The 24160-nt window shown below is 53.0% G+C and carries 22 protein-coding genes and 5 tRNA genes; 6 read left to right on the top strand and 21 right to left on the bottom strand.

Going from position 1 to position 24160, the window contains the following annotated elements; translation table 11 throughout:
• Positions 1-12 precede the first annotated feature (12 nt).
• The 14 genes from nusG to ACH518_RS08230 all read right to left on the bottom strand — a co-directional run bounded on the left by nusG (position 13) and on the right by ACH518_RS08230 (position 8091).
• Positions 13-546, bottom strand: coding sequence for a transcription termination/antitermination protein NusG (gene nusG / locus ACH518_RS08295; protein ID WP_140914202.1), 534 nt, complete (start codon positions 544-546; stop codon positions 13-15).
• On the bottom strand, positions 546-926 hold the full coding sequence (gene secE, locus ACH518_RS08290) for a preprotein translocase subunit SecE (RefSeq protein ID WP_278209464.1): 381 nt from the start codon (positions 924-926) through the stop codon (positions 546-548). The genes nusG and secE overlap by 1 nt, the downstream gene beginning before the upstream one ends.
• A 37-nt stretch (positions 927-963) precedes the next feature.
• A tRNA-Trp gene (locus ACH518_RS08285) sits at positions 964-1039 on the bottom strand.
• A 36-nt stretch (positions 1040-1075) separates the two neighbouring features.
• A complete protein-coding gene (gene tuf / locus ACH518_RS08280; protein WP_140913950.1) occupies positions 1076-2266 on the bottom strand; it encodes an elongation factor Tu in 1191 nt (396 codons plus the stop codon).
• A gap of 35 nt (positions 2267-2301) precedes the next feature.
• Positions 2302-2377 (bottom strand) — tRNA-Thr (locus tag ACH518_RS08275).
• Positions 2378-2396: 19 nt separating this feature from the next.
• Positions 2397-2470: transfer RNA gene (locus tag ACH518_RS08270), tRNA-Gly, on the bottom strand.
• A gap of 19 nt (positions 2471-2489) precedes the next feature.
• Positions 2490-2574: transfer RNA gene (locus ACH518_RS08265), tRNA-Tyr, on the bottom strand.
• A 61-nt stretch (positions 2575-2635) separates the two neighbouring features.
• The gene (gene pth / locus ACH518_RS08260; protein ID WP_445372549.1) at positions 2636-3193 is read right to left on the bottom strand and encodes an aminoacyl-tRNA hydrolase; all 558 of its coding nucleotides are present in this window, start codon (positions 3191-3193) and stop codon (positions 2636-2638) included.
• A gap of 16 nt (positions 3194-3209) precedes the next feature.
• Entirely contained in the window at positions 3210-3806 is a 597-nt protein-coding gene (locus ACH518_RS08255) for a 50S ribosomal protein L25/general stress protein Ctc (RefSeq protein ID WP_140910787.1), read from the bottom strand.
• 46 nt (positions 3807-3852) lie between these two features.
• Entirely contained in the window at positions 3853-4806 is a 954-nt protein-coding gene (locus tag ACH518_RS08250) for a ribose-phosphate diphosphokinase (protein ID WP_140910788.1), read from the bottom strand.
• 35 nt (positions 4807-4841) lie between these two features.
• Positions 4842-4916, bottom strand: a tRNA-Gln gene (locus ACH518_RS08245).
• A gap of 9 nt (positions 4917-4925) precedes the next feature.
• A complete protein-coding gene (ispE, locus tag ACH518_RS08240; RefSeq protein ID WP_445372548.1) occupies positions 4926-5801 on the bottom strand; it encodes a 4-(cytidine 5'-diphospho)-2-C-methyl-D-erythritol kinase in 876 nt (291 codons plus the stop codon).
• Positions 5798-6367 (bottom strand): lipoprotein insertase outer membrane protein LolB, encoded by a 570-nt coding sequence (gene lolB, locus ACH518_RS08235; protein ID WP_445372547.1) that lies wholly within the window; start codon positions 6365-6367, stop codon positions 5798-5800. The genes ispE and lolB overlap by 4 nt, the downstream gene beginning before the upstream one ends.
• Entirely contained in the window at positions 6367-8091 is a 1725-nt protein-coding gene (locus tag ACH518_RS08230) for a tetratricopeptide repeat protein (protein ID WP_140910791.1), read from the bottom strand. Before ACH518_RS08230 ends, lolB begins: the two co-directional genes overlap by 1 nt.
• 147 nt (positions 8092-8238) lie before the next feature.
• Between ACH518_RS08230 and hemA the strand changes: the two genes are divergently transcribed.
• From hemA to ACH518_RS08210, 4 genes are read left to right on the top strand one after another with little or no spacing between them, the layout of a single operon-like run.
• The gene (gene hemA, locus ACH518_RS08225; protein WP_278209470.1) at positions 8239-9489 is read left to right on the top strand and encodes a glutamyl-tRNA reductase; all 1251 of its coding nucleotides are present in this window, start codon (positions 8239-8241) and stop codon (positions 9487-9489) included.
• Positions 9490-9495: 6 nt separating this feature from the next.
• Positions 9496-10581: a peptide chain release factor 1 gene (prfA, locus tag ACH518_RS08220; RefSeq protein ID WP_140910793.1), complete on the top strand. Its 1086-nt coding sequence runs from the start codon at positions 9496-9498 to the stop codon at positions 10579-10581.
• Positions 10574-11440 carry a peptide chain release factor N(5)-glutamine methyltransferase gene (prmC, locus tag ACH518_RS08215; RefSeq protein ID WP_445372546.1) on the top strand — a complete coding sequence of 289 codons (867 nt, stop codon included), beginning with the start codon at positions 10574-10576 and terminating at the stop codon, positions 11438-11440. The genes prfA and prmC overlap by 8 nt, the downstream gene beginning before the upstream one ends.
• Positions 11437-11862 carry a Mov34/MPN/PAD-1 family protein gene (locus ACH518_RS08210; protein WP_445372545.1) on the top strand — a complete coding sequence of 142 codons (426 nt, stop codon included), beginning with the start codon at positions 11437-11439 and terminating at the stop codon, positions 11860-11862. Before prmC ends, ACH518_RS08210 begins: the two co-directional genes overlap by 4 nt.
• Here ACH518_RS08210 and ACH518_RS08205 read toward each other — a convergent pair.
• The 5 genes from ACH518_RS08205 to ACH518_RS08185 form a co-directional block, all read right to left on the bottom strand.
• Positions 11859-13247, bottom strand: coding sequence for a sigma-54-dependent transcriptional regulator (locus ACH518_RS08205; protein WP_445372544.1), 1389 nt, complete (start codon positions 13245-13247; stop codon positions 11859-11861). The genes ACH518_RS08210 and ACH518_RS08205 overlap by 4 nt on opposite strands.
• 5 nt (positions 13248-13252) lie before the next feature.
• Positions 13253-14197, bottom strand: a complete 945-nt coding sequence (locus ACH518_RS08200; RefSeq protein WP_445372543.1) for a cation diffusion facilitator family transporter — start codon at positions 14195-14197, stop codon at positions 13253-13255.
• Between the two features lie 58 nt (positions 14198-14255).
• A complete protein-coding gene (locus ACH518_RS08195) occupies positions 14256-15683 on the bottom strand; it encodes a sensor histidine kinase (RefSeq protein WP_445372542.1) in 1428 nt (475 codons plus the stop codon).
• Between the two features lie 165 nt (positions 15684-15848).
• Positions 15849-17300 carry a porin gene (locus ACH518_RS08190; protein WP_445372541.1) on the bottom strand — a complete coding sequence of 484 codons (1452 nt, stop codon included), beginning with the start codon at positions 17298-17300 and terminating at the stop codon, positions 15849-15851.
• Positions 17301-17636: 336 nt separating this feature from the next.
• Positions 17637-18488, bottom strand: a complete 852-nt coding sequence (locus tag ACH518_RS08185; RefSeq protein ID WP_445372540.1) for an HDOD domain-containing protein — start codon at positions 18486-18488, stop codon at positions 17637-17639.
• A 181-nt stretch (positions 18489-18669) separates the two neighbouring features.
• On the opposite strand from ACH518_RS08185, the gene ACH518_RS08180 reads away from it, so the two are divergent.
• Positions 18670-20505 carry an EAL domain-containing protein gene (locus ACH518_RS08180; protein ID WP_445372539.1) on the top strand — a complete coding sequence of 612 codons (1836 nt, stop codon included), beginning with the start codon at positions 18670-18672 and terminating at the stop codon, positions 20503-20505.
• 150 nt (positions 20506-20655) lie between these two features.
• The gene (locus ACH518_RS08175; RefSeq protein ID WP_445372538.1) at positions 20656-21132 is read left to right on the top strand and encodes a hypothetical protein; all 477 of its coding nucleotides are present in this window, start codon (positions 20656-20658) and stop codon (positions 21130-21132) included.
• 46 nt (positions 21133-21178) lie between these two features.
• Here ACH518_RS08175 and ACH518_RS08170 read toward each other — a convergent pair whose 3' ends face one another.
• Entirely contained in the window at positions 21179-22519 is a 1341-nt protein-coding gene (locus tag ACH518_RS08170; RefSeq protein WP_445372537.1) for a sigma-54-dependent transcriptional regulator, read from the bottom strand.
• The gene (locus ACH518_RS08165; RefSeq protein WP_445372536.1) at positions 22516-24132 is read right to left on the bottom strand and encodes a sensor histidine kinase; all 1617 of its coding nucleotides are present in this window, start codon (positions 24130-24132) and stop codon (positions 22516-22518) included. The genes ACH518_RS08170 and ACH518_RS08165 overlap by 4 nt, the downstream gene beginning before the upstream one ends.
• Positions 24133-24160: the final 28 nt, after the last annotated feature.

The raw sequence follows: 24160 nt of genomic DNA, 5'->3' as shown, positions 1-24160 counted from the left end.
AACATCACTGAATTAAATTTTTTCGACTTGGCCGAACTCAAGCTCAACAGGAGTAGAACGACCAAAAATCAAAACAGAAACCCGTAAACGGCTTTTTTCGTAATTTACTTCTTCGATATTGCCGTTAAAGTCTTTGAATGGACCATCTATGATTCTTACTACTTCGCCCACTTCAAATAGCACTTTAGGCCGCGGCTTATTGACACCTTCTTCAACCCTGCTCAATATCGCCATCGCTTCCTTCTCTGAGATAGGCGAGGGCCTATCCGAAGCACCACCGATAAAGCCTAAAACTCTAGGCACATTCCGAACAAGATGCCACGTCTCGTCATTCAATTCCATTTGGACAAGCACGTAACCCGGAAAGAATTTCCGCTCGCTTTTACGCTGCTGCCCCATCCTCATCTCAACAACCTCTTCGGTCGGCACAAGGATCTTACCGAAATATTCTTGCAAGCCTTCTCGCTTGATTCGCTCTTCCAGAGCTTGCTTTACTTTATTCTCAAAATTGGAATATGCGTGAACCACATACCAGCGAAGCGACATTACTTAACTCCCTGGCCCATCAGTAGCTGGACACCCCAAAACAGAAACATATCAAGCAACCAGAGTATCAAACCGACCACAAAGACCATCAAGAACACCATTAGCGTCGTGCGAACGGCTTCGTCTTTTGTTGGCCAAACAATCCGCTTGAATTCTTGTTTTGACTCTAAAATAAAACCCCACAAACCACGCCCTTTGGCCGTAGCAAAGCAAAGACCAGCTGCCGCAACCAGCAAAGCCAACAAAGCCAGGACTCTATAAAGCAGCGGAATGTCGGAAAAATAGTAGAACGCGACAACGCTCGCTACGACAACCAGCAAAGACAATGACAGTTTTACAATATCACCTACAGAGGTGACTTCTTCTGCGTGTGCGTTCATTTATCAGATTTGAAATAAATTGAAATAATTTTCTGAGTGGCAGGCCAGGAGGGACTCGAACCCCCAACTTGCGGTTTTGGAGACCGCTGCTCTACCAATTGAACTACTGACCTATTTCAGAAAATGTACTTTCAGCCAAAAACCGAGAATTACTCGACAATAGAAGCCACAACACCCGCACCGACGGTACGGCCACCTTCACGAATTGCGAAGCGCAAGCCGTCTTCCATCGCGATCGGTGAGATCAATTTTACTGTGACCGAGATGTTGTCACCTGGCATTACCATTTCAACACCTTCAGGCAGCTCAACCGCACCAGTCACGTCGGTGGTTCTGAAGTAGAACTGTGGACGGTAACCGTTAAAGAATGGCGTGTGACGACCACCTTCTTCTTTCGACAATACGTAGATTTCGGCTTTGAAATGCGAGTGTGGCTTGATGCTGTTTACGTGAGCCAATACTTGACCACGCTCTACGTCGTCGCGCTTGGTGCCACGCAGCAGGATACCCACGTTGTCGCCAGCCTGACCTTGATCCAGCAATTTGCGGAACATTTCAACACCGGTACAGGTGGTTTTCACGGTATCTTTGATACCAACGATTTCAACCTCTTCGCCGACTTTGATAATACCGCGTTCAACACGGCCGGTTACTACCGTACCACGACCGGAAATCGAAAATACGTCTTCGATTGGCATCAGGAATTTGCCATCGATTGCGCGTTGCGGCTCAGGAATATAGCTATCCAAAGCTTCAACCAGTTTAACAACCGACTGAACACCGATTTCGCTTTGCTCGCCTTCCAACGCTTTCAGCGCAGAACCAACGATGATTGGGGTATCGTCGCCCGGAAATTCGTACTGGTTCAACAGTTCGCGAATTTCCATTTCAACCAGCTCAATCAGCTCGGCATCATCGACCATGTCCGCTTTGTTCAAGAACACGACGATGTATGGAACGCCGACCTGACGAGACAGCAGGATGTGCTCGCGCGTTTGCGGCATCGGACCATCAGCCGCGGAGCAAACCAGAATCGCACCGTCCATTTGCGCCGCACCGGTAATCATGTTTTTGACGTAGTCAGCATGGCCCGGGCAGTCAACGTGCGCATAGTGGCGGTTGGCTGACTCGTATTCTACGTGTGAGGTCGAAATGGTGATACCGCGCGCGCGCTCTTCGGGAGCATTGTCGATTTGATCAAACGCTTTTGCTTCGCCACCTTGCAGTTCGGCCATAACCTTGGTCAGCGCAGCAGTCAAGGTTGTTTTGCCGTGGTCAACGTGGCCAATCGTTCCTACGTTTACGTGCGGTTTCTTTCTTTCAAATTTTTCTTTAGCCATTTCGAAACACCTACAACAATACGATCAAAATAAACTGGAGCTCATAACCGGATTTGAACCGGTGACCTCTTCCTTACCAAGGAAGTGCTCTACCTGCTGAGCTATATGAGCAAAAACAACCTACTCAGAATGGAGCGGGTGATGGGAATCGAACCCACGCAATCAGCTTGGAAGGCTGGAGTTCTACCATTGAACTACACCCGCAGGATTCCTCAAAATTAGATGGTGGAGGGGGGAGGATTCGAACCTCCGAAGGTAGAACCGGCAGATTTACAGTCTGATCCCTTTGGCCGCTCGGGAACCCCTCCGTACTTATTCGATCAATTTTCCTCTTTTTTACAAAAGAGGTCAAGCTTTTTATACGGCTTCTTACGCAAGCGAATTAATTCGCGCCAAATCACCAGCCACCAACGCCTCAACATCCTTGAGCAACATATCGCACAAAGCCATAAACCTGAGCATCGCGCCATTAGAAAAACCAGACAAAACGTAATCAGCCACCCCTCCCTCAGACGGCCGACCTATACCAATCCGCAACCGGAAAAAATCTTTGGTCCCAGTGTTGGATATTATGTCTCGCAGACCGTTATGCCCAGCATGACCACCATTGCGCTTGAGCCTCACCACGCCTTCCGCCAACTCAAGCTCATCATGAACAACCAAAAGCTCGCTGCAATCCATCTTATAAAACCGCATCAGAGCACCGACCGATGCACCACTTCTGTTCATAAAGGTCACTGGCTTCAGCAACAACACCCTACCAAGACCAATGCTGCAATCTGCAACATCCCCTTGAAACTGAGCCGAGCGAGACCAGCGCGCTCCATGCACTTCAGCCAAACGATCCACAAACAAAAACCCGGCATTATGCCGGGTTCTTTCGTACTGCTGACCAGGATTACCTAAACCAACAATCAACCTAATCATTCAATGACTTTGGCAATTACACAGATTCTTCAGCACCCCTGGTTTTAACAACCTGAGCCACAGGATGATTGTGCTCAGAACCATGAGCCAAAGCAGGCAACTCTACGCCAGCAGGCAACACCAAGTCAGACAAATGAATAGTCTCACCGATATCGATAGCTGCCAAATCCACCTCAATAAACTCGGGCAACACAGAAGGCATGCATATAACCTCAACATCAGTCATCGCATGCGTCACAACCCCACCTTTTTTAACGCCAACGCACACAGCCTCGTTAACAAAATGCAACGGAACATGAACCTTCAGCTTGTGAGACTCATCGACACGCATGAAATCCATATGCAAAATCTGAGGCTTAGCCGGGTGACGCTGGATGTGCTTCAGCACCGCTTTTTCGGCCGCACCATCAACCATCACATCCAGAACATGAGAGTAAACCGCTTCGTGAGCCAGATGCTTAACGACCTCGTTATGATCAAGAACCAGCATCAAAGGAGAAGCAGAACCGCCGTAAATAACCGCAGGAACCTTACCTTGCCGACGCACCGCTTTCGCCGAAGCACTACCAACACCAACACGAGCCTCTGCAATAAATTCAAACACGTTTGCCATTATTTCTCCTCACGCTTGCCACACAAGCACTACTTTAATTCTCAATTTAATCAACATATAACGAACTTACGGATTCTCCAACCGCTATTCGCCTTATGGTTTCAGCCAACATTTCAGCGACACTCAACTGCCTGATTTTACTGACACCCAACAACTCATCGGTTAAGGGAATCGTATCTGTGACGACCAGCTCATCAAGCACCGACTGCTTGACATTTTCAGCCGCAGCTCCAGAAAGCACCGGATGAGTGCAATAAGCCACAACTTTTTTTGCCCCGTGCTTTTTTAATGCCGCAGCGGCGTGACACAGCGTACCAGCAGTATCCACCAGATCATCGACCATCACACAAGTCCTACCGTCGACATCACCGATAATGTGCATGATTTCAGACACGTTAGGCCGAGGGCGGCGCTTATCGATAATCGCCAAGTCCGCATCACCCAAGCGCTTTGCAATTGCTCGAGCCCTCACCACACCACCAACATCCGGTGACACCACAATCAAGTCCGGATATTCTTGCCGCCATATATCGCCAAGCAGAATTGGAGAAGCATATACATTGTCGACCGGAATTCCGAAAAAACCCATAATCTGGTCGGAGTGCAAATCTACCGTTAAGGCTCGATCAGCACCAGCATTGCCTATCATGTCGGCCACTAAACGCGCCGTAATCGGCACTCGCGCAGACCGAGACCTTCTATCCTGCCGCGCATAGCCGTAGTAAGGCATCACTGCAGTAATCCGGGCCGCAGAGGCGCGCCGAAGAGCATCGATCATCACCAACAACTCCATCAAATTTTCGTTGGTGGGAGAACAGGTTGGCTGAATTACAAAGACATCCCTTCCCCTAACGTTTTCCTGGATCTCTACAAAAATCTCGCCATCGCTAAAGCGACCGACACTAGCCATGCCAAGGCGCATGTTCAGCTTTTTCACGATACCTTCAGACAAAGCCTTATTGGCATTGCCAGAGAATACCATTACCGAAGCCTCGCGCATTAAAGCACTCCCAAGGGATTTAAATTTGGAAATTATGGCTGGGCTGCTAGGATTCGAACCTAGGTATGCGGGGATCAAAACCCCGTGCCTTACCGCTTGGCGACAGCCCAATATTTGACTTAAAACACTCCCTGTTCCAACTTAACGTGAAGCGGCGACTTATCCACCTCCTTGGCGAGATAAACCATCCACTCTTCAATCAGCCCGGAATACGCACACTTTGCCGCATCTTCGGAATCAAATTCCGCAAAAACACAGGCACCGGTACCGGTTAACTTAGCCTCTCCGAATTCCGACAAAGCATGAATAGCCTTTACAATCGGAGGATACAACTCACTCACAACCGAAAGACAATCGTTCCTTGCATCCCCTGCAAGAAAGTCAGTCATTTTGATTGGTTTACTATTTCTTGTCAACCCATTAGCCAAAAAAATTTGTTTGGTGTTTACGTGGCAATCCGGCTTAATCACAACAACCCACCTGCCTGGAACGCTCACCTCAGTCAACTTTTCTCCAACTCCCTCAGCCCAAGAGGTTCGACCAAACACAAAAACAGGCACATCGGCGCCCAATCGCAACCCCAGCTCCATTAAAGTCTCAAGAGAAAGGTTCAATCCCCAAAGCTTATTTAGTACCAGTAGCGTCGTGGCAGCATCCGAACTTCCACCCCCCAATCCACCGCCCATTGGAAGATTCTTTTCAATTTCAATCCACACGCCCTCACGGCTTCCAGTATATTCTTTGAGTAAATTAGCAGCACGAACAGTCAAATCATCGCTCTCAGACACCCCAGGAATCGGGTTACGGAGCCTGACTTTGCCATCCTCCGCAGGACTAAACCTAATCCAATCACACAAGTCGATAATTCGGAACACCGTTTGCAACAAATGATAGCCATCCGGGCGACGGCCGATAATTCTCAACATCAGGTTTAGTTTTGCCGGAGCTGGCCACTTCTCGCCCCATCCCTTCGAATTTAATTGACTTTCAGTCACGACAAATCCCATTGATCCACTATCAATTTTATTTTTGTACGATCTTTTTCAATATTGATTTTCTTAGGCAGAGAATCCGACGCTACCTTATACACGTCCCTAAAAGTGACCCTCCAACCCGCCTGCATAAAACCAGCATCCAATTCGACGCCCTGCAAACCCGGATCGAGAATCCCGAATACCCAATACCTCAACGAGTCGACAGGCATCACCACTCCCAACCGCTCCGACAAAACCTGCTCTGCCGAACCGTAAAATTCTTGCCGATTCTCGCCATCGTCGATTGTGACCGCGCCATCGACCACACTAATCGCCAAACGCCCCTGCGCCAACGGCCCCAACAACTCGATATCATCCCTGCCGCCAAGATGCCGCCAATTGACCGATGCAGAAAACGACTCTCGCTCATCGGCAACCGCCAATCTTCCCGAGAATGCCCAACGACCGTGAGCCTGCAAGGCATGGGTTTCAAAGGGACGATAAACGTTTACTTCCGACTCTGAAACCAGCGAGCAAGCTGACAACGCCAAAATACAACACACCGCCAGCCCACGCAGAATCATCATTATTGGCCGCTCTGCAGAAAGCGCTTTTTGAATTCGAGCAAATATTCGTCCTCTGGAGATTTTTTAAAAGCGGCGTCAAACAATTCCTTGGCCTGCTTTTTATCACCCATCTCCCACAACACCTCGGCAATATGGGCGGCAATCTCATTTTCAGGCTGCTTGTCGTAGGCTTTACGCAAATATTCCAAGGCCAATTCCAACTTGCCTTGTTTATAGAGCAACCAACCGTAGCTATCGACGATCACCGGTTCTTCCGGCTGCAACTCGATGGCCTTTCCAAGATATTTGGCGGCCTCATCATAACGTTGGGTTCGGTCGACCAAGGTATAACCCAAAGCATTCAGAGCCGCGACGTCTTCCGGCTTTTTCTCCAGAATCTTCAGCAAATCTGCCTCAAGCACGTCGAGCTTATCCAAACGCTCAGCCACCAGAGCCCGAGCGTAAAGCACGTCACGGTTATCCGGCGCCTCTTTCAACGCTGACGTCAGAGCATCGAACGCATCCTGATAGCGCCCGGACTGGTTATACAATTCGGCCTTTACCATCAGTATCCGCAAACGCTGCTCCGGATATTTGACATCCATTCTATTGACTCGCGCTTCGACATCATCCAATCGCTTCTGATTCATTAAAAGTGAGACTGCGGCCATGTCGGCGTCGAAAGCGTAACTCCCCTCTTCGACCCGGTCGAACCAAGCCAAAGCTTTTTCCGGACGCTGTTGCTCCAGCGCTATTTTGCCCAGGTAAAAGCTAGCCTGGCCTTCCCAGTCCGGATTGGGCAACAACCTCTCCAAAGTGTTTTCGGCCTTATCTACCTGGTTTAGCTGCATATGAATCAAAGCCAGAGCAAACAAGGTCTCCGGATCGTCCGGCTTATCTTCAAGCACTGACTGGCAAAGCTTGATCGCGTCGTCATAATCGCGACTATTAACCAAAACCTCCAACAACATTTTTCGGAGCTGTTTGTCGTTCGGCGCCTGTTTCACGGCTTTTTCCAGATATTCTCTGGCCTTAGCCAAGTCGCCCGCCCGACCCGCCAACTGCGCCTGAAAAATAACCGCCTTGTTCCAATCGGGCTCCAACAACAAGGCCTGACTGATTTTTTGTTGGGCCAGTTCGCTCTGCTGCAATACCGAAGCCAATACCGCCTGGACGAAAAAGATGCCGGCATGCGCCGGACGCATTTGCGCCAACTCATCCAACACATCGTAAGTAAACTGAGTCCGCCCCTCTTTTTCAAGCAGCTTGCTCATCTCCAGCAATCCGGCTTCAAAACCGGCAGGATCGTCGGCCAACATCGCGTCGAGATTATCCAGCGCTGCCTTATGATCGGAATTCTTAATAGCCAACAACACCGCAAACTTTCTGGCTGCCAAATTTTTGCCGTCCTTAGACAACCAAACCGTCAACGCTTCCCGCGTCCGCGCCTCATCCTTTAGGAACAAACCGATTTTCACTGCTCTTTCGGCAATTCGCGGATCGTCGACCCGCTTTGCGGCCTGCAAATAGGCATCCATCGCCAAATCGTACTGGTTGCGCTGGCCCGCCAACTCAGCCGCCATCAACAGGTATAAAACCTCTTCGTCAATGACGGTGTTGCGGTTAACCCGGCTTTGCAGGCCATCAACCTTCGCCGGCTGATTCTCGACCGCAGCATCCTTGTCAGGCGCAACAGCACATCCCGCTGCAGACAAAACTATTGCTATGGCTATCCATTTATTCATGCAATCAATCGACCTGTGTTCAGAAAATTGTTTTTTATAGATTACCAGAAAAACCCCGGCGAGTCGGACCGCTGTTTGATTGGATTTGGACAAAAACTGCGCATTCCTTAAAATACAGGAATTTTCTTAAGTGTTTATGCGTATTCGATGACTCTTCTCGCCGTAGGGATAAATTACAACACCGCGCCGGTCGCCGTTCGCGAAAGGCTGGCGTTCCCGTCGGAAGCCCTGGAGGCCACGCTGAAAAATCTGTGGAGCATCCGTGAAATCAGCGAGGCCGCGATACTCTCAACCTGCAACCGCACCGAATTGTATTGTCAGGCCGAACACGACGCCCAAAGCTCGCTGGTGGAGTGGATTGCCGACACCAAGCGGATCACGCCCGCCGAATTTACACCTTACCTTTATAGCTACAAAGACAGCCAATCGATTCGCCACATGTTCCGCGTCGCCTGCGGCCTGGACTCGATGATACTCGGCGAACCGCAGATTTTAGGCCAAATGAAAACCGCCTATCACGCGGCATCTCAAGCCGGCACGCTGGGTCGCAATCTGAGTAAGTTGTTCCAGCATACCTTTTCCGCTGCTAAAAAGGTGCGTACCGACACCGCAATCGGCTCCAGCCCGGTCTCGGTCGCTTTCGCCGCAGTACAACTGGCTCAGCAAATTTTCGACAAGCTAAGCGACCAAACCGCGTTACTGATCGGAGCCGGCGAAACCATAGAGCTCACGGCCCGCCATTTGTTCCAACACGGCATCGGCCGGATCATCATCGCCAACCGCACCTACGACAAAGCGCACGCACTTGCCACCCAGTTCAACGGCTACGCTATCTCGTTGGCGGAACTCCCCAACCATCTGGCCGAAGCCGACATCGTCGTCTCCTCCACCGCCAGCCAGTTGCCGATCCTGGGCAAGGGCCGGGTCGAGAGCGCAATCAAAATCCGCAAACACAAGCCGATGTTCATGGTCGATCTGGCCGTGCCGCGCGATATCGAAGCCGAAGTCGGCCAATTGCGCGACGTTTACCTATACACCGTCGACGACCTGCAACACACCGTCAACCAGAACATGGACTCGCGCCGCCGCGCGGCGGAACAAGCCGAAGAAATCATCGACACCCAAGTCGAACATTTTCTGGCCTGGTTGCGCTCGCAGGGCGCTCAGGAAACCATCCGCGATTTCCGAGCGCAAGCGGAAAAGACCCGCGACGAGGCACTGCAAAGAGCCCTGGCCCAACTAAATACCGGCGCAAATGCCGAAGACGTGTTACAACGTTTAGCCCATACCTTAACCAACAAATTGATCCACACGCCCTGCGCGCAACTGCGCGACGCCGGCGCCAACGAACGCCACGACCTGATCGCCGCCTCGCGCGAAATTTTCAAATTAAGATAACCGTTGATGAAACCCTCGATACAAACCAAGCTGGAAAACCTCGGCGAGCGCTTCGAAGAAATTACCGCGCTGCTCACCCAACCGGAAGTGCAAAGCAACCAAAACCAATTTCGCAGCCTGAGTCAGGAATACGCTCAGCTGGAACCGATCGTCGCCTGCTACAGACAATATCAAGATAACGCAACCGATTTGGAATCGGCCAGGGAAATGGCCAAGGACAGCGATCCGGAGCTACGCGAGATGGCGAAGGAAGAAATCGCTGCGGCAGACAGCCGGCGCGAGGCCTTGGAACAAGAACTACAAATCCTATTGCTACCGAAAGACCCCAACGATAATCACAACGTCTTTTTGGAGGTCCGGGCCGGTACCGGCGGCGACGAAGCAGCAATTTTCTCCGGCGATCTGGCGCGAATGTATCAACGCTATGCCGAACGCCAGGGCTGGAATGTGGAAATCATCAACGAAAACCGCGGCGAACACGGCGGTTATAAAGAGATCATCATGCGCGTGGCCGGCCAGAACGTATATTCGCAATTGAAGTTCGAATCCGGCACCCATCGCGTGCAGCGGGTACCGGAAACCGAATCGCAAGGCCGGGTGCATACCTCGGCCTGCACCGTGGCGATCATGCCCGAAGTCGACAGCGTCGACGAAATCGAGATCAACCCGGCCGATTTGCGCATCGACACCTACCGCGCTTCCGGCGCCGGCGGCCAGCACGTCAACCGTACCGACTCGGCCATCCGCATCACCCACATCCCAACCGGCGTCGTGGTGGAATGCCAGGACGAACGTTCGCAGCACAAAAACCGGGCCAGAGCGATGTCGGTATTGCAGGCGCGCTTATTGGCCGCCGAACAGGAAAAAATCCACGCCGAACAGTCGGAAAGCCGGAAATTGCAGGTCGGCAGCGGCGACCGCTCTGAGCGCATCCGCACTTACAATTACCCGCAAGGCCGGCTGACCGACCACCGCATCAACCTGACCTTGTACAAACTGGAAGACATCATGGAAGGGGCGCTGGACCAAGTCATCCAACCGCTAATCCACGAACACCAAGCAGAATTGCTGACCCAGCTAGGCAATGCTTGACGGCGATCGCGTCCGGCCGGAAACCATCGCCGAGTTGCTGGCTTCCGCCGCAGCGGCATTGGCCGACATCTCCGAAACCGCCCAACTCGACGCCGAAGTCCTGCTCTGCCATTGCCTGGATAAACCGCGGGCGTTTCTGCGCGCTTGGCCGGAGCGCAGTCCGGATGCCGAGCAGGCCTCGGAATTCCGCCGTTTGCTCGAGCAGCGCCGGCAAGGTGTTCCGGTGGCCTATTTGACCGGCCACCGAGAATTCTGGTCGCGCGAGTTTCTGGTCGGTCCGGAGGTGCTGATTCCGCGCCCGGATACCGAGCTGCTGGTCGAACTTAGCCTCGACTTGCTGCCGAGCGATCGGCCTTGCCGAGTCATCGATCTGGGCACCGGCTCCGGGATATTGGCCATCACCCTCGCCGTCGAGCGCCCGCTGGCGCATGTAGTCGGTGTGGATGTCAGCTATGCGGCACTGGAGACGGCCCAACGCAATGCCGGACGGCTGCAGGTGGCCAACGTTAATTTCGCCGTTTCGAATTGGTTTGCGGACATAGCCGAATCCGATTTTGACCTGGTAGTGAGCAACCCACCCTACATCGCGGCGGACGACCCGCATCTGCGGCAAGGCGATGTTCGCTTCGAACCGGCCAACGCTTTGATCAGCGCCGAAAACGGCCTTAAAGATATCCGCCTGATCGCCGAGCAGGCTCGCAGTCGGTTGAAACCGCATGGTCAACTATTGCTCGAACACGGTTACAATCAAGCGGCCGATGTCCGGGCAATCTTAGCGGCGCTCGGTTACCGGCACGTCGCCACGCACCACGATTTAGCAAATAATCCTCGCGTTACCAGAGGGGTATGGAATCCATGACCAATACTTTAGAAATCAGCCTGCCGCGCAAATTAACCAACCAACTGTTGCATCTGGCGCAACTGTCCCCGGAAGCGGAAGTCTGCGGCTTGATCGGCGCCGACGCCAGCGGCAAACCGGTCGCTTGCTATCCGGTCAATAACGGCGCCGCCGACCCGAAACGCCGGTTTTTACTGGATGCCGCCGAACAAATCGCGGCGATGAAACAAATGCGGGAAAACGGCGAAAGCCTGTTTGCGATTTACCACTCGCATCCGGACACGCCGGCCACGCCCTCGGCCACCGACATTGCCGAAGCGGCTTATCCGAATGCGCTGAATCTGATTATTTCCTTGAACACCAAAGGCGTATTGGAAATGCGCGGTTTCAAAATCGACGGCAATAGCGTCACCGAAGCCGTGTTGAATCTGATCGAAGCCTAGGAGCCCTTGCACTTCAAGTTATATTTCTGTACCCGGTAACGCAAAGTCTCGCGGGTGGTACCCAGCATCCGCGCCGCGGCGGTGACGTTTTCGTCGGTGCGGTTCAATACTTCCTGGATCAAGTATTTCTCCATATCGTGCAGGCTCAGGCTGCCGTCCAACGGCAGGAAAATACCGTTTTCGTTTTGCTGCACGGTCGGGCTGCTCGGCGCATTCGGCAGTTGCAGCCAATGCTCCGGAAAATTTTCGTCGCTCGCGAGCAATACGCAACGCTCGATCACATTCCGCAGTTCGCGGACGTTGCCGGGCCAATCGTAAGCTTTCAACAAAGCCCAGGCCTGTTTGGAAATTTTGCTGACATTTTTCGCCGACTTGCGGTTGCTCTCGGCGATAAAAAACGGCACCAGCTCGTCCAAATCCTGCTTGCGCTCGCGTAACGCCGGCACCCGCAAGCTCATCACGTTCAAGCGGTGGTACAAATCGCTGCGGAACAAGCCCAGCTCGACTTTTTGCAGCAAATTCAAATTAGTGGCGGCGACAATTTGCACGTCTATCGCAATTTCGGCCTCGCCGCCCAACCGCCGAATCCGGAGGTCTTCCACCGCCTTCAGCAACTTGGTCTGCAAATCCAGATCCATCTCGCCGATTTCGTCGAGGAACAGCGTGCCGGTGTGGGCTTGCTCGAACAAGCCGCGATGGCGCTTTTTGGCGCCGGTAAAAGCACCGGCTTCATAACCGAATAATTCCGATTCCAGCAGCTCCCGCGGCAGCGCGGCACAGTTGACTTCGACCAGCGGCGCATTGGCCCGGCTGCCGGACGCATGCAGTATGCGTGCGATCAAACCCTTGCCGGTGCCGGTTTCGCCGGAAATGATCAAGCTGGAAAACGGCGTTTTCGCCACTTGCGAAATCATAGTCCGCAGCAAAGTGGCGGCCTGACTACTGCCGACCAGGGCGTCCACCGTATGCTTGCTGTTGCGGGCCATGGCTTGCTGCTGCACTTGGCGCTGGGCTCGAGCACTGCGCGCCGCCCCTTCGACCAACAGGTTCAAGCGCTCCAGTTCGCAAGGCTTTTCGACGAAATCGTAAGCCCCCAGCCGCACCGCCCGCACCGAATCGGCCACTCCGCCGTAACCGGTCAAAAACACCCATTCGCTGCTGCCGATCTTGTCCTTGATTCTTTCCAACAAATCCAGGGCATTGCCGTCCGGTAAGTTCATGTCGGACAACACCACCAACGGGTCGGTAGTCTGGCTCAGCAAATGTCGCTCGGCTTGCTGCAAATTCTCGCTGACCGTAACTTCCCAATTTTTTTTCCGAAAGAAACGCGCCAGCTCGGAACCGAGCAGAGCCTCGTCTTCAATGATTAACAGCGTATCCGGCATAGGCTTTATTTATGCTCCCAGGAGGCAAGGTCTTCGATCGGTTCCAGGTGGGTATCGATATCGATATTGTCCAAATTGTCCATGATTTGCCGCTCGATATCCTCCAGCAAATCGTGACCCTGCTGCACGCTCCATTGGCCGGGCACCAGTACATGTACCGACATGAAGCGACGAGCGCCGGCGTAACGGGTACGCAAGGCGTGATAAGCGATGGCATGGCTGGCAACATATTGCTCCAACACCGCGACGATGGCTTTCACTTCGTCTGCGGGCAACGCCGCATCGAGCAATCCGGAAACGGTACGCCGGATCAACTGCAATCCGGCCCAGACGATATGGAAGGCGACGCCGATCGCCAGCAACGGATCCAAAATTTCCCAGCCGGTCATACCCAAACTTTGCGCCAGATTCAAACTGGCTTCGAAGCGGTTACCCACCGAGATCAAAGCAATACCGACCAAGATGCCGACCGTGGTCCAGACGTCGGTCATCAAATGCTTGCCGTCGGCTTCCAGGGTGATCGACTGCCGCTTCCGCCCGACACCGATCAGTACCCGCGCTACCGCCAGATTGATCAGCGACGCAAACACCGAGACCGCGATACCCAAATCCAGTTGTTGCAAAGCCTGCGGGTGCCATAAACGCTCCCAAGCCGAAAAACCGATACTGAACGCCGCCAACAGAATCATCACACCCTCGGCACCGCTGGAAAAGTACTCGATTTTCTCATGGCCGTAGGCGTGGGTATCGTCCGGCGGCCGCGCGGAAATACTCAACACCGCGACCATAATCACCGCCGCCACCAAATTGATTACAGATTCCAGCGCGTCGGACAGTAAGCCCACCGAACCGGTCAGCCAATAGGCGTAGCTTTTCAGGCCGATGGTAGACACGGCTGCGGCGATGGAGAGCCAACCGTAGGCGGCGAGAGACTTCGGTGCGTTAGCCATTAGCGGAGGACATGCATAAAGAATCGAATTTTAGCAGACTGCGTCGCACCGGACCGATTCAGGCAGCGAGCGGGAAAGTCAAGGTCACGCAAGCGTGGCCCTGTTCGTCGTTTTGTAAACGCATCCCCCCTTGGTGGTCTTTGACGAAACGTCTTACCATCGCCAGCCCCAAACCGCTGCCGCCGTCTTTCAGACTGACGAAAGGCCGAATGCCGTGGCGTAAAAAGTCGGCGCTGAAACCCGGTCCGGAATCGACCACAGTAAGCTCCAATTTACCGTCAAGGATGTCGGCGTTGACATTGACTTCGCCATTGCTAGCCCCGATAGCCTGGACCGCGTTCAACAGCAAGTTCAACACCGCCTGACGGAACTCGCTCTCCGGCAAAAACACATACAGTTCTTCGGCCACCCGACAGTTGAAGCTCACGTTTTCCCGCGCCTGATATTTCAGCAAGGTCAACAATTCTTCCAACAACGGCTGCACGGCGACACGTTGCGATGTCTCGCCGTTACTGCGAGCAGAGGCCAATAGATCGTTCAAATTGCGGGTCAGGCGTTGCACTTCGCGGTATACCATCTGCAACCGTTCCGCCAGATCACTGTCGCGGCATTCTTCCAGCATGTTCTCCATCGCCAATTGGATACTGGCCAGCGGATTGCGCAGTTCATGGGCGGTGCTGGCCGCCAATTCAGCCAGTGCGGCCAAACGCTCGGCCTTGGCCAACTGTTGGCTGCGCTCCAGCAAGGCGTGGCTGGTTTGCCGGACCCGGTATTCGAGCAATTCGGTGTGCTCCAGATGTTCGCGTTCCAACTCGACCAGACGCGAAACCAAATGGTTGTAGCGATCGAACAAGGCGTGCAGCAACGGGTCCGAGGTGCTCCGGTTGATCGGTTTCATCTCGCCCTCGGCCAGGCCGGACAACAGTTCTTTCAAGCAGTCCAGCGGTTCCAACACATTGGTGCGAAAGAAGTAGCCGACGATCCACAACAACAACAGCGGCAACAAGATCGCCAACTGCATTTCCAATTCGCCGTCGTCTTCAATATTGATCAACAAGCGCTCTTCTTCCTGAGCCTGCCGGTCCAGAACCTGTTTAATCAACTGCAACGCGGTGACCAAATTAGCCTGGTCGCCCTGCACCGCCTTGCCGAACACTTCCTGCAGTTGCTGCAGATTGGCCGGTATCGCACTGTCGTAATCGCTCAAACCGCCGATCAATTGCTCCTGAATATCGGCTAACTGACTTTTCTCGACCTCGGAAGCGCTCTGATTGGTCGACAGCGTCAATTGCAGCTGCAGCAGTTCGAACAGCGTATCTTCCAAATGATGGCCGCGGCCGATGTCGCGTTCGATGATGTGGATACGCTGATCGTTGACCCAGGTCAGGCGGCCGATTGCCAGCAATTCGGCAATTACCAACAGGCCCAAGACAAAGCTGACAAAGATGACCGGCCTGAATAACAGGCCACGCATGGTAGGGTACATAGGCGGATACCGGGTAATCGCGAGATAACTGGCGAGTTTAACCGACCTCGTGCGAAGGCGTTAGCCGAATAGCGGGTTTTGTTACGCACAAAAAAACGCCGCGTTCCCGGAGAAACGAGGCGTTCTGATGATTCATTCAACTGCGGGGAACTCCCGCTGTTGAATTTAGTAGTTGAACTGCAACTGGGTACGAATCATGTCGCCACTGGCTTGTTGCAAGAATCCGGCTGCGGTTGTTTGAGTCTGGATTTGGGTGCGGCTCATGGTCGAGTAAGCCAAAGTCAGCTCCAACGCCTTATTGATTTGATACTCGACACCTGCCTCGACTTCATCAACCGACACTCTTGGGGCATTGGTAACGCCTTTCCACGCGCCGTCGTAGGTTTGCCATTTCACATAAGGAAACATTGTGCCTTTGGTGCCGAATACTTCGTCGATTTTGTACATTGCCTGCACATAACCGCCTTCCAAATGCTTGCGATCTATGACATTGGTCATCGGGTCTAGCGTGGAGCCAGCCCCCCAGTTCCATTCCGCTTGCAAGCCAAATGGTTGCGGGAATAAGACAGCATGGACGCCTACCCGGTCTTCACTGTTATCCCGCGCGGTCGGAGTACCGGAACCGAAGCGGCTGGTATACGCCGCAGTGGATCGGTTAAACCGGCCCGACAACGCGTCCGCACCAACCTCCAAGACTTGGCCCCGCATTGCACTACCGAGAAATCCCAAGTCGAACGGGTATGTGGAGTGGGCGACCAGATACATGCCATCGTTGGCTTCGGCCTTGTTGATACCTTGACCGTTATATACACCGACACCCAAAACACCGTAATCACCCGAGGTTTTCAAGCCTTTCTTGGTTAGGTCTTTCCACAGTTTCTGCACGTCGGATGGGCTCCAATAGGCGAACAAGCCCAAATCTCGTTCGCTGGGCACCGCGCTGTTCAGAGCATCGTCGCGATCGAGCGCAATCCGGTTTTGCGATGACTGCAAGTTTTCCCAACCGAACGGCACTTTGGATTGGCCGGCACGAATCCGGTATTCATGAGCTTTGTCGAACGCCAAGTCGGCATAGGCATCGCGTAACTGGGCAAAGTGCAAATCGCCGTTGGTGGTAGCGAAGTCCGGTTGCAGATATAACGAGATGTATTCGTTGATATCGCCGGAGAAGACCAAACGCACCCGGCGCAATGAGAAGTTGCTGTTGTTACCGATTGAACCGTCACCGACCGATTTCAGTTCCGGCTCGCCGGCGACACGGTCCCCACTCAGCGGTTGGTTATAACGCATTTGGGTATAACCGCGCATATTGATCTTGTTGAACCACTTTTCGTCGTTCTTGGCCTTATCCTCGCGCTGCGCCACGATATGTTCTTCGATGGCTTTCAACTCGTTGGTTTTCAATTCGAGGTCGGTCTGAATCGCGGTCAAATCGGCTTTTTGTTTGGCGCTGTCTTCGACTTTCTCGAACGACCCCAATTTGGTCCGTCCAGGGCCGGGTTCGGCAAAAATCTGCTTGGTTTTTTCGTCGACGTATAGGTCCAATGCGATGGCTTCGGCGAAGCTGCCGGCACCCATCACTGCCACAATGGCCAAACTGAGCTTGGAAAGTTTCATCAAAAAATGCTCCAAAATTTAAACAAATCAATAAATTAAGACAGACCAACCGGCTTGACCGGCGAGTTTGGAGGCATTTTAGGGGGGTAATATGACAGCTTTGTGACAATTCGGTTTTAGCAACGCAAATGTTGCTTGAATGCAACGCCTTTACCAAACCGGATCGATAATATTCGACGCCACACACAGATTCGACCGCGCAGCTTGTCAGCCGCAACAATGCCACGGAACTGTAATTTGCGGATTAGCGTAAGAAGCGGCGGGAAAACGGCCGTAATATTTGCGTCACACATCCGGCCGGAAACTTGAACGAGCCGGCGCGGACAATCGGGGAAATTAGCGGGAGGGGTAAAACAGTTTAAAAATGACTTCGAATTCGTCGCTGATCTTATCCAGCACGAAACTGATTTGTTCCGGGGACAGATTGAGCGCGCTGACCGCGAAAGCGTCATAGGGATTTTCGATCCGGCTCAGACAATTGGCCAAGCGGACCATCGCCGCCAAATCCGAAAACGGACCGATCGTATCGGGAAAACAATGCAAGCGGATGCTTTCGACGATGGCTTCCGGCAAATTCCACAGCTGGCATAGTTGTGCACCGACCTGAAAGTGGTCGAAGCCGATCACGTTTTGTTCGATGTGTACGTCGTCGTCGACCTCCAGATGCGACTGGGATTGTAGTAATAAATCCACTTCGCGAGCCAAAACCGGAATCCGGCGGTAGAACACCAACTGCCCCAGGTTATGGAGCAAACCGCAGATGAAGGCAACATCCGTATAGTGCTTGCCGAATTGCAGATCCAGCTCCCTGGCAATCAGCGCGCAACGCAGATTACGCGCCCAAAAATCGTGGATGGTGAAAACTTGGCCGGGCAAGTCGGAAAAGCGCTCGACGACGACCGCCCCCAGCACCAGGTTCTGCAGCTCGCGGGTACCGATCAGCGTGATCGCCTTGGCGATCGAACCGATCTGAGCCGAAAAACCGTAAAACGCGCTATTCACGATCTTCAACAACTTGGCGGCCAGTGCCGCGTCGTTTTCGATCACAAACGCCGCGTCCTTCGCGGTCTTGGTCGGATCCTCCACCACCTTCTTGAGCTGAAAATAAACATTCGGCGGCGAAGCGAGTTGAAGATCGCCCCGCAACAGATCGGTAATGGTTAACGTGGATGGTGAGGATACTATCATCAACAATTCTAAAATTATGAATTTGCACCTATACTAGCAAGCGATAGCATAGAAACGACTTTAAAGTTTGCGGTTAACCCTAGTCCATTTCAATGGAATTACAAGCTTTGCAAATGCCGGCCGCCCTCCCTACCCATGTTTGAAGCCCCCCCATTTTCAACAAATACCTGGATGGTATTAAATGTTTGCCAGTGACGCGCTCAAAGAAAAACTCATCGTCGTAGCGGAACACGACGAAATCTCGGCGTTGAAGATCGTTTCCACGCTTAAGGCCAAAGGCTTTACCAATATCAGCCAAGCCGGCAGCGGCGAGCAAATTTACCAACTACTGCGCCCGCACAGCAGCACCCCGGAAGCCATCGGCCTGATCGTCTTGAATACGGCTTTGCCACTGTGCAAAGTCCATGAAATGTGCCGCAACCTTTCCAGCACCGCGGCGGCTTCGGTGATTCCCGTGGTCTTGTTGGACAACGAAAACTTCGATTGCCCCTCCGATCACTGTTCGATCGAACCGGAAACCGATTGCCTCACTTATAGAATCCACACCCCGGTCAATACTCAGGAGTTGTTGCTGGCGGTGAAATTTCTGCTGAGTCTGAAACAAGAACGCCAACTTCGTCAGCGCCAGGAAGAGCAATTGATTAACGAGTTGGCGGCAAAAAACGTCATCGACGCCAAACTCAAGTTTCTGGTCGCGCACGACGAACTAACCGGCTTGTTCAATCGCAGCAGCTTCGAACGCCAGTTGCGGCTGATTTTGAATCGCAGCAACAAAACCCAAAAAGACGGCGCGTTGTTGTTCATCGACGTTGACCGCTTCAGCCTGATCAACGAGTTGGAAGGTTTCGAAGTCGGCGACCGTCTGCTGGTGGAGCTGGCCATTCTGGTCCGCAAACTAACCCCCCCGGCCAGCCTGTTCGCCCGCATCGGTGCCGACGAGTTTTGCCTGTTCGTCGAGAACAAGACCAAAAAGCAGGCGCAGATACTGGCCGAAACCATCAAAAATACGGTCGACAATTTCCGTTTTTTCACCGGCGAGGTTTGCTACAGCGCCTCGGTTTCGATCGGTATTGCCACGCTGGACAACTCGGTATCGGCCTTTCATCCGGGGGAAATGATCCTGCATGCACGCCAGGCCTGCAATTTCGCGAAAAATACAGGCCGCGACAAGGTCTGCGTGTATAACAGCGAAGACGTTACCGTCAAGGAAAGGCGACGCGATATCTATTGGGTGCCGTTAATCCGTAGGGCATTGCGCGACAACAATTTGTTTCTGGTGTTCCAGCCCGTGGTGCAGTTGACCGACGGCAATATTTCCCATTACGAAGTTTTGCTCAGAATGCGCGGCGAGGGCGACGAGATCATCACCCCGGACCAATTCATTCCGGTCGCTGAGCGCACCGGTTTAATCCATGCAATCGACTTATGGGTGGTGGAAAGCGCGATCGATTTTCTGGCGGCGTTGCCGTCGTATATGTCATACGTGTCGCTGGCCATTAACCTGTCGAGTACCGCTTTTCAATACCCGGATTTGTTGTCTACGATCAGCGACAAGCTGGAAATGACCTGGATCGATGCCGGCCGCCTGACCTTCGAAATTACCGAAACCGCCGCCGTCGACAACTTCGACAAGACCCGGCACATGATCAACAAAATCCGCTCCTTGGGCTGTAAATTCGCGCTCGACGATTTCGGCGCCGGATTTTGTTCCTTCAATTACCTGAAAACCTTTCCGGTCGATTACGTAAAAATCGACGGCCAATTTATTAGAAACCTGCTGGAAAACGAAACCGACCAGATTCTGGTGAAATCGATGGTAGAAATCGCTTCCAAACTGGGCAAGAAAACCATTGCCGAATTTGTCGAATCCACCGGTACCGCACTCAAGTTAAAAGAAATTGGCGTTAATTTCGGCCAGGGTTACGCATTCGGGAAACCCGACCGCAATTTAATCGACAGCCAGGTTTCCAATGCAATATTGTTCGCTGCCCCGAAGTCGACGACCACGATCAATTAGAGTTATTCGGGGAAAATTCCCGTTGATATCGGCCGGCCAATTAGTTTACCGGCATGCTTTGCTCTGGTATATTCGGATTCGGCAACAATATTTGCCTTTACATCGTGCTTAAACTTTAATAAATAAAATTAAAACAAGGGGGGAAGGACTATGGCTGAATTGCTTTTCATAGCGACCACTATTTTTGTGGCTTATGTGATATTTGTAGTGCTGGGGGGGAAGAAAGACACGTCGGAAAGCCCGCAAGCCGAGGCAGCAAAACCTGAAGCCGTCAAACCGGCGCCGCAGCCGGAACCAGCCGCCCCGCCCGCCGCCGTCAAAACCGCAGAAAAATCCGCAAAACCAGCCCCCGCCAAACCTTCCGCAAAAACCGCAACCAAGGCCGCTCCGGCCAAACCGGCCACAACCAAACCGGCCGCTAACGCCGACAGCCTGAAAAATCCGAAAACCGGCGAAGTCGCCAAGTTTCCGGCCAGCTACGCCTTTGCCAAACGCTGGATTAAAGATGCACTGGTAGAAGAAGGCCTGCTGGACAAGGTTTACAAGAACAATGAGCTGGACGAGGCCGCCAATGCCAAAATTCAGGCCGCGCTGCAACAATTGAGAACATTGGACAAATACCAGTAACCACGCAGCGCCTGCGGCAGCCTTGCGGGCGACAGGCTGCCGGCCCTTATTCCAGGCCGAGTTTCTTCAAGCGGTAACGCAATGAGCGGAAACTCATCCCCAAATATTTGGCTGTCGCCGTTTTGTTCCAGCGGTTTTCTTCCAGGGCCGAGCTCAATGCCTTTTTCTCGATATCTTCCAAATAGCTTTCCAGCGACATTTTTTCGGCATTGAAATCTTCGGCCACAGCCAAATCCAAGCCCATCGGCAAATTCAGATCGTCTACCTGAATCACGCCGCCCTCATGTAACGCCAAAGCTCGCTCCAGAATATTTTCCAATTCGCGAACGTTGCCGGGAAAATAATATTGCTTCAACGCGCTGAGCGCCGCATCGGATAATTCCGGCTTGGCAATGCCGTTGTTACGGGCCAACCCTTGCAACAAATGTGCGGTCAATTGCGGAATATCGGCCGCCCGTGCCCGTAACGGCGGCAAATTCAGTTCGATGACGTTGATCCGGTAATACAAGTCCTGCCGAAAACTGCCTTCCTGAACCATTTTGGCTAAATCCCGGTGGGTGGCACTCAACAGACGCACATCCACCGGAATCTCGTGTTGTTCGCCAATCGGCCGGATTTTCTTTTCTTGTATCGCTCTCAGTAATTTGACTTGCAACGCCAACGGCAAATCGGCCACTTCGTCCAGAAACAGGGTGCCGCCGTCCGCAGCTTGGAACAAGCCCTGCTTGTCGCTGACCGCCCCGGTGAAACTGCCCTTTTTATGGCCGAAGAACTCGCTTTCCATCAATTCATGCGGGATCGCTCCGCAGTTGATGGCGACGAATGCCTTATCGCTACGGGGGCTTTGCTGATGGATCAGTCGTGCCACCAACTCCTTGCCGGAACCGGACTCGCCGCTGATATATACCGGCGCCTGATTCCGCGCGACCTTATCGATCTTCGAGCGGATATTGCGCATTGGCATCGACTCGCCCAGCAACAAATCGCGGGTGCGGCGTTCTTTTTCCGCCACCCGGTTCAGCGAGATTTGCAAGGCATGACTGACCAACTGCCGCAATACCGCCAGATCGACCGGTTTGGACAGAAAATCGAAAGCGCCTTTTTTCATGGCTTTGATCGCAACATCCATGCTGCCGTGGGCCGTAATCACCGCCACCGGCAATTGCAAGCCTTGGCTCTGAATGTAATCGACCAGTTCCAGGCCGTCGCCATCCGGCAAGCGCATGTCGGTCAGACATAAATCGAAAGATCGGCTGGCTAACCAATGCTTGGCTTCGGCTAGCGTCGCCGCGCAGCAGGTTTGGATTTGCATCCGGTTTAGCGTGATCTCCAATAACTCCCGAATATCGGGTTCGTCGTCAACCAACAAAGTAACAGGCATATTCATATTTCAATCGCCGCACGATCGGCGTTCGCCAATAACAAGGTAAAACAGGATTTTTCGCCGGGCGCGTAATACAACTCCGCCCGATTCAATTCGGCCAATTCCCTGGAGATATAAAGCCCCAGCCCGGTACCCTGGTGAGACGTGGTGAAAAACGGTTCGAACAGATGCTGCAGATTGTCGGCGCCGATGCCCGGGCCGTTGTCTATCACGCTGATGTAAGGCGAGCCTTGAGCCAGGCCCGCTTCGATCATCAGCGATCCAGCTTCCGGGCGACCATACTTCAGCGCGTTGGCGCACAAATTATCCAGAATCTGTTTCAAATGGCCGCCGTCGATGTAGGCATCCAGGCCTTGGGCCTTAAACGACAAGTTAAACGTGTCTTTTTTCAGCCCCAGATTCAGCCGTTGCTCGCTCAAGTAGGCCGGCAGCCACTGGTCCAGCGCGATTGTCTGCTTATGCGAGGGCGTGCGCCGCGACAGCTTGAGAATGTCCTCGATAATACCATTCACCCGCTGGCAATGAACCCGGACGATCTCGGTTAAGCGTAAATCCTGGGCGTCCAAGGCGCGGGACTCGGCCAGCAATTGGCCGGCATGACTGATCGCCGATAGCGGGTTACGAATTTCGTGGGCAATACTCGCCGTCAATCGGCCCAAAGAAGCCAGTTTGCTTTGTTGCAGACGCTGGTTGTAGAGGGCGATGTCTTCGAAAATCAACATATTCAAGTTTTCGCCGTCCATCATAAGTGCCGAGAACCGGACTTGAATTTCACTTCGATCGGGCAAAGACACGATGGCAAAATCCTGCTCCCGTTGTTCGCGCCACAATTCGAAAGCCTGTTGCAGTTGCGGCGAAATGTCGGCTAGGGTGGCTGGCTGCCGTTCCAGCCCCAATAAACGCAATGCCGAGTGGTTGGATAGCTGGGTCGCCTCGCCGTCGTCGACAATCATGATGCCGGATTGTAAATGCTGAATGATGTAGCGGTTCAAGCTTTCCAGCCGGGCAATGGTCTGCGCGTGACGTTGCGCCAGAATCACGGCCTGCTCGGCCCGCTGCGCCAGTATCACCGACAGATAGGCGATCGAAAAGAATGCGACGCCAAGCATGCCGGCATAGGTCAGTGTGGTAGTTTCAAACGCCCGGGTCTGGATCGCGTAAACCTCTTCGGTCAGAATCGCCACACTCGCCAACGCGGCAAACAAGATCGCACACCGCCCGCCAACCAACAGCCCGCCGGCCGCAATCGAAATCGCCAGCAAGATGCCAATTCCGCTGCCGACCCCGCCGCTGGCATGCATCATCAGCGTAATCAAGATGATATCGGTAAAGATAAAAATCTGAGCCAATCGGGCGTAACCCAGCCGCAGCCTAAATGCGATTGGCGCGGCAATCAGCGAAATCGCCAAATAAGCCAAACTGGCGAACTGGTACAATGCGGTGTCGTAAGAGCCGAGTAGGGACGGACCGAAACGCAAATAAAACAGCATTGCGAACAGGCTGGCGGTTACGAAACGGTACAAGGCAAAGATTTTCAGCATCAACCAGGCCTGCCGACTGGGAATACCGTAACCTTTGGAAAAGGGACAGGGGTATAAAGTATCGGCCGCTGGCATTCGCATTGCCCGTCGTTTTTTCAGGAGT

The sequence above is a fragment of the Methylomonas sp. HW2-6 genome, assembly GCF_052474525.1.
Note: the sequence above shows the minus strand (reverse complement) of the source record. Positions and strands in the feature narration are given on the sequence as shown.